At 33.7% G+C, this 12,391-nt stretch carries 11 protein-coding genes; 9 read left to right on the forward strand and 2 right to left on the reverse strand.

Going from position 1 to position 12,391, the window contains the following annotated elements; all coding sequences use genetic code 11:
- Positions 1–76: 76 nt before the first annotated feature.
- The gene (locus tag AADI82_RS09675; RefSeq protein ID WP_341216243.1) at positions 77–1,513 is read right to left on the reverse strand and encodes a Gfo/Idh/MocA family oxidoreductase; all 1,437 of its coding nucleotides are present in this window, start codon (positions 1,511–1,513) and stop codon (positions 77–79) included.
- A 17-nt stretch (positions 1,514–1,530) separates the two neighbouring features.
- The gene (locus tag AADI82_RS09680; RefSeq protein WP_341216244.1) at positions 1,531–2,280 is read right to left on the reverse strand and encodes a DUF1080 domain-containing protein; all 750 of its coding nucleotides are present in this window, start codon (positions 2,278–2,280) and stop codon (positions 1,531–1,533) included.
- Between the two features lie 399 nt (positions 2,281–2,679).
- On the opposite strand from AADI82_RS09680, the gene AADI82_RS09685 reads away from it, so the two are divergent.
- The 9 genes from AADI82_RS09685 to AADI82_RS09725 form a co-directional block, all read left to right on the forward strand.
- Positions 2,680–4,272, forward strand: coding sequence for an NADP-dependent glyceraldehyde-3-phosphate dehydrogenase (locus AADI82_RS09685; RefSeq protein WP_341216245.1), 1,593 nt, complete (start codon positions 2,680–2,682; stop codon positions 4,270–4,272).
- A gap of 453 nt (positions 4,273–4,725) precedes the next feature.
- The gene (locus tag AADI82_RS09690) at positions 4,726–5,343 is read left to right on the forward strand and encodes a GNAT family N-acetyltransferase (RefSeq protein WP_341216246.1); all 618 of its coding nucleotides are present in this window, start codon (positions 4,726–4,728) and stop codon (positions 5,341–5,343) included.
- Positions 5,344–5,404: 61 nt separating this feature from the next.
- Positions 5,405–6,580 (forward strand): argininosuccinate synthase domain-containing protein, encoded by a 1,176-nt coding sequence (locus AADI82_RS09695; RefSeq protein WP_341216247.1) that lies wholly within the window; start codon positions 5,405–5,407, stop codon positions 6,578–6,580.
- Between the two features lie 2 nt (positions 6,581–6,582).
- Positions 6,583–7,560 (forward strand): N-acetyl-gamma-glutamyl-phosphate reductase, encoded by a 978-nt coding sequence (gene argC / locus AADI82_RS09700; RefSeq protein ID WP_341216248.1) that lies wholly within the window; start codon positions 6,583–6,585, stop codon positions 7,558–7,560.
- Between the two features lie 121 nt (positions 7,561–7,681).
- On the forward strand, positions 7,682–8,482 hold the full coding sequence (proC, locus tag AADI82_RS09705; protein WP_341216249.1) for a pyrroline-5-carboxylate reductase: 801 nt from the start codon (positions 7,682–7,684) through the stop codon (positions 8,480–8,482).
- Positions 8,479–9,603: an aminotransferase class III-fold pyridoxal phosphate-dependent enzyme gene (locus tag AADI82_RS09710; protein WP_341216250.1), complete on the forward strand. Its 1,125-nt coding sequence runs from the start codon at positions 8,479–8,481 to the stop codon at positions 9,601–9,603. Before proC ends, AADI82_RS09710 begins: the two co-directional genes overlap by 4 nt.
- 1 nt (position 9,604) lies before the next feature.
- Positions 9,605–10,549: an N-acetylornithine carbamoyltransferase gene (locus tag AADI82_RS09715; protein ID WP_341216251.1), complete on the forward strand. Its 945-nt coding sequence runs from the start codon at positions 9,605–9,607 to the stop codon at positions 10,547–10,549.
- 1 nt (position 10,550) lies between these two features.
- Complete coding sequence (argB, locus tag AADI82_RS09720) at positions 10,551–11,327, forward strand: acetylglutamate kinase (protein ID WP_341216252.1); 777 nt, start codon at positions 10,551–10,553, stop codon at positions 11,325–11,327.
- Positions 11,327–12,391 (forward strand): M20 family metallo-hydrolase (locus tag AADI82_RS09725; RefSeq protein ID WP_341216253.1); only part of this gene is annotated, 1,065 nt, incomplete at its 3' end. The genes argB and AADI82_RS09725, both read left to right, overlap by 1 nt.

Below are 12,391 nucleotides of genomic sequence, written 5' to 3' on the forward strand. Positions count from 1 at the left end.
TATAGATGTGGTGATATTTGTTTTAATAAAGCCCTCCAACATCATGTGCAAAACTGCATTAAAACATTATTTTAAATTAAAACTCACGATATTCTCCATCTAAGTATTGGTTGGCCTCTTCTTCTGAGAATTTAGCATTAATGCTATCCCAATGTAATTTTTGATTAGGAAAACGTCCAGCAATTACTCCTAAAAGAATAGTTTCAGTTAGTTTTGATGCATACGAAAAAGGCGCAGTGCATTTATCTTTACCCAAACAAGCATCTATAAATTGATGATAATGTTTTGGGCCTTCGGAGTCATAATTACGAATGGGTTCTCCCATGTTATTTGCTTCAGATATAGCAGTTATTTCTGTCGATATATCAACATATTCACCATCTACAATTTTCTTAGGTAATTGCATAAAATGAGGTAAAAGCAAACGTCCCTTTTCTCCAACAAACATAGCACCTTGTTCTGGTAAAGTTCCATCATTGGCTATTTTAGTTTCTAGAGACATTTTATCTTCTAAAGTTTTTTCATTAGTAGCAGTAGATGAATCTTCTTTTTTTGACCCAGGCAATATTAAATCTTCATGCTCTTTTGGTGCTCCAGGACCATCGTACCATATCCATTTTAAGGTTTCGGCAGTATACTTAGTTTGTGGAAACTCATAGGTTACAATATTATTTTCTGGATAACCAAAACCATTGGAAGGGCGACACTCATTCTTGATTGTCTTAGGAACATCAAGTTGAAGAGCATTATATGGTGTATCAAAAATATGAACACCCATATCGCCTAAAGTACCACATCCATAATCCATTAATTTACGCCAATTACCTGGGTGATAATAACCTGATTTATAAGGCCTTTCTTTAGATGTTCCTAGCCATAGATTCCAATCTAAAGATTCTGGAATTGGGTCGCTACCTTCTGGTGCTTCACCATCATAACCCCAGTTTTTAGGAGACCATGCATGTACCGTATGTACTTTTCCTATAATTCCTGACTGAATTAATAGTGTTGCTAATTTATAATCATAAAAAGAGTGCACTTGAATACCCATTTGAGTAACTAGATTTTTTTCTTTAGCGAGTTTATTCATCGCTCTGGCTTCCGAAACATGATGCGTTAATGGCTTTTGACAATACACAGGTTTATTCATGTTCATTGCTAGCATAGATGCTGGAGCATGAGTATGATCTGGTGTTGAAACAACAACAGCATCAATATCATTTTTCATCTCTTTCAACATCACTCTATAATCAGAAAAAGTTTTTGCATTTGGAAACAGTTTTTTAGCCTCGTTAAGATGATTTGAGTCAACATCACATAATGCAGTAACATCAACCAATGGATGCGAAGCAGTATCTTTAAGATCTGCTAACCCCATATTACCTACACCAATATGAGCTGTTCGAATTCGGGTTTTTATTACAGGCTTTTCTTTACACATGATTAACGATGGAGCTAATGTAATACCAGCAACTCCTAACCCGCTTTTCTTTAAAAAATCTCTTTTATTCATTTTAGCACTTTTTTCAATTATAGTTTTTTAATTTTTATGTTTCGTAACCATAATGGGCTATCATGGTCTTGAATAGCAATATACCCAGACTTAAAAGTTCCATATTTTGGAAAGTCTTTCCATTTACCTGCTTTCTTTCGAGTTTCCCAATCTTCTGACCAAGGCACAAATTCAAGCAATTTCTTGCCATTTAACCAATGCTCTACTTTATCTGGTGTAAAAATGATTCGAGAAGTGTTCCATTCCATAGCAGGCTTTACTATCTTTTGACTTAAATCTGGTACGTGCATAGCGTAGTCTGCTCCTGTTTTCTGCCACTCTTCTAAGGTGGCGTTATTAATTTCTTCCCATTTTAAATCATCCAGCATTTGGTATTCTGGAGACACTTCGTATGGCGCCCAATCTCCTTCTTGTATGTGATATAGCAAGCCACTATTTCCACCTTCAGGAATCTTCCATTCCCAATACAGTTCAAAATTATCAAATTCTTCTGCGGCATAAATAATGTCTTTACCTCCTTTACGATTGGCTTCTGTTCGCTTTTCGGTATCAAAAGTCAGTTCGCCTTCTTTTATAATCCAACCAGCAGGTAATACATCACCATTGTAGGCTCTCCACCCATCTAAACTAGAGCCATCAAAAAGATAAATCCAATCATCAGTTTTCGTCTCTATTTTTTGTTCGGTTACTTCTTGTTCTGCTTTTTTATTCTGCTTGCAAGAAAAAAGAATAATGGTAATTGCTAAAAATGTAATTAAATGTTTCATGAAATTCAAAAAAAATATATTAGTTAGTTTGAAAAAGTGTTTTAAAAATTAAATATAGAAAAAGATGAGGCGTTTTACTACTAAAAATGGTATAATATTATAGACAACCCATTTGAAACGACAAACAACTAATTAGAATCGATAAAATTAATAGCTTAAAATAATTAACAACCGAAAACGTTTGAGCCATAAATATTTTCTTCACATGTAATTAAAGTGTTAAGAATATCATATTTCTTTAAACAAACCCTTGTTTATAAAAGCTATTAAACCAAAATATAAATACCTTAGCAATAGTATAAAGCTCGTGTTTTAGATATAAAATAATTCTTAATACTAATTAAGATATTTATTGGCACAATTACATCTAACTCATGAAAAATAATAGAATACAAACAAATGAAAACAACTTTTTCAGAAATCCCAGAAGCCTATAAAATTAATTCACTTTTGCATCAAAAAACCTATTTAGTTGATGGTGAATTAAAACATTGGAAAGGAGAAATAGCTGAAGTACACTCTACTATTTCTTCTACAGAAAACTACACACCAACGGTGTTAGGAACTATTCCGCAACTAGGAGAGAAAGAAGCTCTAGAAGCTTTAAACTCTGCTTGTTTAGCTTATGACAAAGGTCAAGGTCTATGGCCAACCATGAAAGTAGTAAACAGAATAGCATGTATGGAAAAATTTGTAGAACAAATGAAAACCAAACGTGAGGAAGTTGTTAAACTTTTAATGTGGGAAATAGGCAAAAATCTTCCAGATTCTGAAAAGGAATTTGATAGAACTGTTGACTATATTTACGATACTATTGAAGCTTATAAGCAAATAGATAGAGATTCTGCTAAGTTTGAGAAAAACGCTGGTGTTTACGCACATATTCGTAGAGGTCCATTAGGTGTAGTTTTATGTTTAGGGCCTTACAACTATCCACTTAACGAAACATTTACCTTACTTATTCCTGCCTTAATAATGGGTAATCCTGTAATTTTTAAACCTGCAAAAATAGGGGTTTTACTAATTTCTCCTTTATTAGAAGCTTTTCAAAACAGCTTTCCTAAAGGCGTAGTAAATATTGTATATGGGCGAGGTCGTGTTTTAGCAACACCTATTATGCAATCTGGTAGAATAGATGTCTTGGCATTAATAGGTAACAGTAAATCTGCTAACGCATTACAAGCAGAACACCCTAAAGGTAATAGGTTACGCATGGTTTTAGGCTTAGAAGCTAAAAATCCAGCTATTGTATTACCAGATGCCGATTTAGATTTAGCTGTTGAAGAGTGTATTGCAGGAACCTTGTCTTTTAACGGACAGCGTTGTACTGCTCTAAAAGTATTATATGTTCACGAATCTATAGTTGATGAATTTAATAAACGTTTTTCTGAAAAAGTAGATGCACTTAAATTTGGAAACCCATGGGAAACTGGAGCTAAACTAACACCACTTCCAGAAGCTGAAAAACCAGCATATATTCGAGAATTAATTGATGACGCCTTAGAAAAAGGAGCTAAAAAACTGAATGAAAAAGGAGGAGAAACATCCGACAATTTTATATTTCCAGCGGTATTGTATCCTGTAACCAAAAACATGAGAGTCTTTAAAGAAGAGCAATTTGGACCAGTAATTCCAATTGTACCTTTTAATGATATTGAAAAACCTTTAGATGATATGGCTGAATCAAATTACGGACAACAAGTAAGTTTGTTTGGTAAAGATATACATACCCTTTCTCCACTAATCGATACACTTGTTAATTTAGTTTGTAGAGTAAATTTGAATAGCTCTTGCCAACGCGGGCCAGACGTATACCCATTTACAGGAAGAAAAGATTCGGCATATGGGACATTAAGTGTACACGATGCTCTTCGGTCGTTTTCAATAAGAACCTTTGTTGCATCAAAAGACAATGCTTACAATAATGCTATTTTAGAAGAATTGTTAGATAAAAAAACATCTAATTTTATAAGCACCGATTATATCTTGTAGCCATTAAAAAAAGATATTTTAAATATAATCGCTTACAAATGAAGAATTAAAAACAAAAAGCATGATTTGAATAAAATTTCACAATTATTCTAAAAAATCATAAAACTATAAGCCATTAATAAAATTTAATTTTTAGTTTTACACCAATGAATTCAAAGAAAAATAAAATACGTACGTTTTCTCCCGGTTTGCGCTTGCGCAACCGCCGTCGCTAATTCTTCTATTTAGCCTTAATACTCGTTACGTTTAATTTTATTTTTTATCATGTTTATATCAAATTTCACATTACAACTTCAAAAAAAAATTATTTCTTTAAATAATAGAAACGTTGTACGCCGTAACTTTCCACGTCGCCCGTAAGGGTACACTACAAATTTATGAACTTAGGTGAGTCCGGTTCAGCTTTTCAAAAAATAAAAATAATTTCAAAATAAAATCAAATAAATCAAAATAATGAAAGTCATTATTGCTGATAAATCACATAGTATTTACGCCCAAATTATATGCGACACCATTGCGGAGTCCGCAAATGTCAGAGGCACGGGAATCGCCAGACGTACACCTGAATATATTATGACCAAAATGGAAAATGGTAATGCGGTTATTGCTTTAGACGGTAATACCTTTGCTGGTTTTTGCTATATTGAGAAATGGGGACATGGCAAATATGTTGCCAATTCGGGCTTAATTGTACACCCAAATTATAGAGGTGCGGGTTTAGCTAAAAAAATTAAACACAAAGTTTTTGAACATTCAAGAAATAAATTTCCAGAAGCTAAAGTATTTAGTATTACCACAGGATTGGCAGTAATGAAAATGAACAGCGATTTAGGCTACAAACCAGTGCCGTTTTCTGAATTAACCGACGACCAATCGTTTTGGGATGGTTGTCAAACTTGTAAAAACTATGATGTTTTAACAAGAACCAACAGGAAACTATGTTTGTGTACTGGTATGTTGTACGACCCAGAAAAAGCTAAAAACAAAGTAACCAAACAAATAAAAGAAAAGACTTTTAATAGATTAAAAAAAATTAAGGAGACTTTGTTTTTAAAAAAGAATAAAAAATAAATTATCGCTAAAGTTTATCTTGAGCGGTAGCCAAAAGGCGGAAATAAAAAATAATAATTCAATGAAAAAATTAGTAATAGCATACAGTGGCGGATTAGACACATCGTATTGTGCAGTAAGCTTATCAAAAGAATATGATGTTCACGCCGTAAGCGTAAATACAGGTGGATTTACTCAAGAAGAGATAAAGTCTATCGAAAGTAATGCCTATAAAATGGGCGTTACCACCTATAAAAACATTGATGCCGTAGCTACATTTTATCAAAAAGTAGTCAAGTATTTAATTTTTGGAAATGTATTAAAAAATAATACTTACCCACTTTCTGTAAGTGCAGAACGTATTATTCAAGCTATAGAAATTGTAGAATACGCAAAAAGTATTGATGCAGAATATATTGCACATGGCAGCACAGGTGCAGGAAACGATCAAGTGCGTTTCGATATGATTTTTCAAACCTTAGCACCAAATATTAAAATTATTACACCAATTAGAGATGGAAAATTATCAAGACAAGAAGAGATTGATTACTTAAAAAGTAATGGTATCGATATGTCTTGGGAAAAAGCAAAATACTCCATTAATAAAGGTCTTTGGGGAACTAGTGTTGGAGGCGAGGAAACTTTAACATCAGAAAAACCATTACCAGAAGAAGCCTACCCATCTCAATTAAAACATGCTGAGGACGAAAAAGTAACACTAACCTTTTTAAAGGGTGAATTGGTTGCTGTAAACGGTGTAGAAAACGACCCAGAAATTAATATTGAAGTGTTAAATAATTTAGCTTCTCCGTACGCTATTGGTAGAGATATTCATGTTGGTGACACTATTGTAGGTATTAAAGGTCGTGTTGGTTTTGAAGCTGCAGCAGCATTAATTACTATTAAAGCGCATCATTTATTAGAAAAGCACACACTTACCAAATGGCAATTACAACACAAAGAATATCTGTCTAGTTTTTATGGGATGCATCTGCACGAAGGTCAGTATTTAGATCCAGTAATGCGAAATATTGAAGCCTTTTTACAAAGCAGTCAAGAGCAAGTAAGTGGCAATGTTGTGGTAACTTTAAAACCCTATCATTTTTTATTAGATGGCATTGTTTCTAAACATGATTTAATGAATGCAAAGTTTGGTAGTTATGGCGAAATGAATAAAGGTTGGACAGCAGAAGAAGCTAAAGGATTCATCAAAATTCTTGGAAATCAAAATAAAATATATCAACAGGTAAATAATTAATTATGCTACAAGTAGGAATTATTGGAGGCGCAGGTTACACCGCTGGAGAGTTAGTTAGATTGTTGATCCACCACAGCAAAGCTGAAATTAATTTTGTTTACAGCACATCGAATGCTGGAAATAATATTAGTGATGTTCATCAAGATTTGGTGGGGAGTTTAGATTTGAAATTTACAGATACCATCAATCCAAATGTCGATGTTTTGTTTTTATGTTTAGGTCATGGGAATTCGGTAAAATTTTTAGAAAAAAACACCTTTTCAGACGATACAAAAATCATTGATTTAGGAAATGATTTTAGACTAGAAAAAGACAAAGTCTTTAACGGAAAAACATTTGTTTACGGTTTGCCAGAATTACAAAAAGAAGCGATTAAAAAAACAAAATACATTGCTAACCCTGGTTGTTTTGCAACCGCCATTCAATTAGCTTTATTGCCTTTAGCAAAAAACGGATTATTAAGAAACGATGTGCATGTTAATGCCGTAACGGGTGCAACGGGCGCAGGAACATCGTTATCAAAAACCACGCATTTTACGTGGCGCGATAACAACTTTTCGTATTACAAACCATTTACGCACCAGCATTTAGGTGAGATTAATCAATCAGTTAATCAATTGCAAAATGATTTTTCTTCGGAGATTATTTTTATGCCTAATAGAGGTGATTTTTCAAGAGGTATTTTCGCAACACTTTACACCAATTTTAATGGTAGTTTAAAAGACGCCAAAATACTTTATAAGGATTATTATAAAGATGCAAAATTCACTTTTGTGTCGGATAATGATATTCATTTAAAACAAGTAGTAAATACTAATAAATGCTTAATTCATTTACATAAGCACGAGGGCAAGTTATTAATTACAAGCTGTATTGATAATTTATTAAAAGGCGCATCTGGACAAGCCATTCAAAACATGAACTTAATGTTTGGTTTTGATGAAACGGAAGGTGTGCAATTGAAAGCAAATTTCTTTTAGAGACTTGCTTTACTCATAACAGTGGTGCGTTAGCGATTGCAGTGGCATCCTTTTTTGAGGCACGAAAAAAAGATATAACGAAAAGCGCGACCCTTGTGGTAACGCCAAAAAAAATGAAAAAATGAAAATAGCCATTATTGGAACTGGTAACTTAGGTAAATCGATTGCGAAAGGTTTAATTACAAGTAATGCGATTACTACGCTATATTTAACAAAACGAAATTTGGATGCGATTCAAGAATTTGAAGGCTACCAAAATGTATATTTAACGTCGGATAATGCTGAAGCAGTTAAACAATCGGACATTATTATTTTCGCAGTTCAACCTGCACATTTCGAAACGATTTTAAAGAACATTAAACCCTTATTAACTGAAAAACATGTGTTGATTTCTACCATTACTGGGTTTTCAATTTCTAAAATGGAAGGTATTGTTGGGCAAGGTCAATTTATTATTCGCGCCATGCCAAACACCGCCATTGCTGTTGGGAAATCGATAACATGTTTGTGTAAAAACGAAAAAGGGAGTGAGCGCATTAAAATTGCCGAAGCTATTTTTAACCGTTTAGGAACATCGATTGTTATTCCTGAAAACCAAATGCAAGCGGCAACCGTTGTTTGTGCAAGTGGTATTGCCTTTTGGATGCGATTGATTAGAGCGACTACACAAGCAGCAATTCAGTTAGGTTTTGAAGCCGAAACTGCTCAAGAATTAGCAATGCACACCTGCGAAGGTGCTGCGAGTTTATTAATAGCAACTGGCAATCATCCAGAGCAAGAAATTGATAAAGTAACCACGCCAAAAGGGTGTACTATTGAAGGTTTAAATGAAATGGAACATAAAGGATTGAGTTCGTCTTTAATTCAAGGCATGGTTACCTCATTTAATAAAATTAACACCATAAAAACTGAACAATTATGAGCCTATTTGATGTATATCCGTTATTCGATATTACACCTGTTAAAGCAAAAGATGTTTTTGTTTACGACGAAAATGGTATAGAATATTTAGACCTTTATGGCGGACATGCCGTAATTTCAATTGGGCATTCGCATCCAGAATATGTGTGCTCGTTAAGCAATCAATTAAATAATATTGGATTTTACAGTAACTCTATTCAAAATCCGTTGCAAGTTGAACTAGCGAATGAAATTGAAGCGATTTCTGGTTGTAAAGATTATCAATTATTTTTATGTAATTCTGGTGCAGAAGCTAACGAAAATGCATTAAAATTAGCCTCATTTCAAACAGGCAAATCAAAAGTTATTGCTTTTAAAAACGGCTTTCATGGGCGCACATCGGCAGCAGTTGCAGCAACCGATAATGCTAAAATTATTGCGCCAATTAATGCACAACAAGAAGTAGAACTTTTTAAATTAGGTGATTTAAAAGGGGTTGAAAAAGCATTAGCTAAAAATGATGTTTGCGCTATAATTATTGAAACTATTCAAGGTATTGGTGGTTTAGATGAAACTACAACTGAGTTCTATCAAGAATTAGAAAGGATAGCTAAAAAATATAATACGTTGTTAATTGCTGATGAAATTCAATGTGGATTTGGAAGAACGGGAGATTTTTTCGCCTATCAAAAACATGGGATTACACCAGACATTATCTCTATGGCAAAAGGCATGGGTAATGGGTTTCCAATTGGCGGTATTTTAATTCATTCTTCTATAAAAGCATCTTACGGATTGTTAGGTACAACTTTTGGTGGAAATCATTTAGCTTGCGCTGCATCATTAGCAGTTTTAAAAGTGATGCGTTGCGAAGATTTAATGACGAATGCAAAAACAGTTTCAGAATATTTTATTGAAAAAGCTAAAACGATTCCACAAATAAAAACCGTAAAAGGAAGAGGGTTAATGTTGGGGTTGGAGTTTGATTTCCCGATAGCAACTCTAAGAAAAGATTTGATTTTTAAGCATCATATCTTTACAGGAAGTGCTAAAAACCCTAATTTGCTTAGAATTCTTCCACCTTTAACACTTCAAAAAAAGCATGTAGATATGTTTTTTGAAGCTTTAGAAAAAGCATTGTAAAATGAAAAAATACACAAACATTTCAGATATAAAAAACTTCTCTAAAGCTATTCAAGAAGCTATTCAGCTTAAAAAAAATCCGTTGGAGTTTTCAAAATTAGGAAAACATAAAACTTTAGGGTTATTGTTTTTTAATTCGAGTTTACGCACGCGATTAAGCACGCAAAAAGCAGCTTTAAATTTAGGCATGAATTCTATAGTTATGAATGTTTCTGGTGATGCTTGGGGCATTGAGTTTGAAGATGGTAGTATAATGAATGGTTCGACAGCAGAACATATTAAAGAAGCCGCAGCAGTAGTCTCGCAATATTGCGATATTATTGCGGTAAGGGCATTTCCAACCTTAACAGATAAAGTAAAAGATGAGAGTGAGAAAATCCTTAAATCTTTCGTAAAATACGCCACAGTACCCATTGTGAATATGGAAAGTGCCACAGCGCATCCGTTGCAAGGGTTTACCGATGCCATTACTATAACGGAACATAAAAAAGTAAGCAAACCAAAAGTGGTTTTAAGTTGGGCACCGCATATTAAATCGTTACCGCATGCCGTAGCAAATAGTTTTGTACATGCGATGCAAAATATGGATGTCGATTTTGTAATTACAAACCCTAAAGGCTACGATTTAAACCCAGAAATAGTTGGTAAAACACCAATTGTTTACAATCAAAAAGACGCTTTAAAAAATGCCGATTTTGTGTATACTAAAAACTGGAGTTCGTATAACGATTACGGCAAAGTATTAAAAACAGATTCGGATTGGATAATTACCAAAGAGAAGCTAGGTGATGCAAAATTTATGCATTGTTTACCAGTACGACGAAATGTAGTTGTTGAAGATGCCGTTTTAGATAGTAATAACTCCATAGTAATACAACAAGCAAACAACAGAACGTATGCAGCGCAATGGGTTTTGAAGAAAATTTTAGAAGATTTAAAAGAGTAAAATGCAAACACTAAAAGTTATAAAAATTGGCGGAAATATTATTGATGACGAGCAAGCATTAGATGTTTTTTTAGAAGGATTTGCTAAAATTGAAGGCGCAAAAGTATTAGTACATGGCGGCGGAAAATTAGCAACTAAATTGGCTAACCAAATGGGCGTTGAAGTAAAAATGACGAAGGGTAGACGCATTACAGATGCCGATACTTTAGATATTATTACTATGGTATATGCCGGAAAAATCAATAAAAATATTGTTGCTAAATTACAAGCTAAACAATGCAATGCCATTGGGTTTTCTGGAGCCGATGGAAACGCTATTGTTTCAGAAAAACGCCCCATAAAAGATATAGATTATGGTTTTGTTGGCGATGTTTTAAAAGTAAACACCAATATATTGGAAGTGCTTTTAAACAACCAAGTAACACCCGTTTTTTGTGCCATTACACATGATGAAAACGGACAGCTTTTCAACACCAACGCCGATACTATTGCATCAGAATTAGCCATAGGTTTTGCAAAAAAAATTCAAACCGAATTGTATTATTGTTTCGAGAAAAATGGTGTATTACAGAATGTAAATGATGGCGATTCTGTTATAGAACATATCAATTCAGAAAATTATAAAACATTAATTAACGATGGAATTATTGCAGATGGCATGTTGCCAAAACTCAATAACTGTTTCCATGCCATAGAACACAAAGTACATAAAGTATGCATTGGAAAACCAGAAATGCTTTTCAATTTTAACACAAAACACACCACAATTCAAGGGTAATGAAAACACAAAAAGAGTTAACAGAAGAAGCCATTGCAATACTAAAAAAGCTTATAGAAACGCCATCTTTTTCATCTGAAGAAGAGCACACCGCAGCACTTTTAGAAACTTGGTTAGCAACTAATCATATTCATTATACACGCACAAAAAATAATGTTTGGGCAATCAATAAACATTTTGATGAAAGCAAACCAACACTATTGTTAAACTCGCATCACGACACAGTAAAACCCAATAATGGATACACTAAAAACCCTTTTGAAGCCATTGTAGAGAATGAGAAATTGTATGGCTTAGGCAGTAACGATGCAGGAGGCTGCTTGGTATCTTTAATGGCCACATTTACTTACTTTTACGAAAAAGAAAATTTAAAATATAATTTAGTATTAGTAGCCTCTGCAGAAGAAGAAAGCAGTGGGCCAAATGGTTTAAACAGCATGCTAGCTATAATTCCAAAAATAGATGTAGCTATAGTTGGCGAACCTACTTTGATGAATTTAGCAGTTGCAGAAAAAGGGTTAGTAGTTTTTGATGCAGTTGTAAAAGGTACTCCAAGTCATGCCGCACATCCAAATAACGATAATGCCATTTATAACACGATAGATGTTTTAAAATGGTTTAAAGATTTTACCTTTAAAGAAACCTCTGAAGCTTTAGGTGAAGTAAAAATGACGGTGACTCAAATTAATGCAGGAAAACAACATAATGCTGTTCCTGCCGATGTTAAATTGGTAATTGATGTACGTGTAAACGACAAATACACCAATCAAGAAATTGCAGATTTATTAATAGCAAATGCCCCTTGCGATAGTATTGCACCAAGAAGTTTAAAGCTAAATTCTTCATCAATTCCAATAGAACACGATTTAGTAAAAGCAGGTATTTCAATAGGACGAACAACATATGGGTCACCAACATTATCAGACCAAGCAGTATTAACTTGTCCGTCTTTAAAATTAGGGCCAGGAGATAGCACACGCTCACATTCAGCAGATGAATTTATTCATTTGAATGAAATTGAAGAAGGCATCAAAATTTATATTGAATTGTTGAATAAAGTAATC

This window comes from uncultured Wocania sp. (genome assembly GCF_964021735.1).
Classification (GTDB): domain Bacteria; phylum Bacteroidota; class Bacteroidia; order Flavobacteriales; family Flavobacteriaceae; genus Wocania_A.

What these genes read in the sequence shown, in the direction of transcription:
- proC (WP_341216249.1), top strand. Translation starts at nt 7,682, where the DNA reads ATGAAAATAGCCATTATTGGAACTGGTAACTTAGGTAAATCGATTGCG.
- AADI82_RS09690 (WP_341216246.1), top strand. Translation starts at nt 4,726, where the DNA reads ATGAAAGTCATTATTGCTGATAAATCACATAGTATTTACGCCCAAATT.
- AADI82_RS09675 (WP_341216243.1), bottom strand. Translation starts at nt 1,513, where the DNA reads ATGAATAAAAGAGATTTTTTAAAGAAAAGCGGGTTAGGAGTTGCTGGT.
- AADI82_RS09695 (WP_341216247.1), top strand. Translation starts at nt 5,405, where the DNA reads ATGAAAAAATTAGTAATAGCATACAGTGGCGGATTAGACACATCGTAT.
- argC (WP_341216248.1), top strand. Translation starts at nt 6,583, where the DNA reads ATGCTACAAGTAGGAATTATTGGAGGCGCAGGTTACACCGCTGGAGAG.
- AADI82_RS09685 (WP_341216245.1), top strand. Translation starts at nt 2,680, where the DNA reads ATGAAAACAACTTTTTCAGAAATCCCAGAAGCCTATAAAATTAATTCA.
- AADI82_RS09715 (WP_341216251.1), top strand. Translation starts at nt 9,605, where the DNA reads ATGAAAAAATACACAAACATTTCAGATATAAAAAACTTCTCTAAAGCT.
- AADI82_RS09710 (WP_341216250.1), top strand. Translation starts at nt 8,479, where the DNA reads ATGAGCCTATTTGATGTATATCCGTTATTCGATATTACACCTGTTAAA.
- AADI82_RS09680 (WP_341216244.1), bottom strand. Translation starts at nt 2,280, where the DNA reads ATGAAACATTTAATTACATTTTTAGCAATTACCATTATTCTTTTTTCT.
- argB (WP_341216252.1), top strand. Translation starts at nt 10,551, where the DNA reads ATGCAAACACTAAAAGTTATAAAAATTGGCGGAAATATTATTGATGAC.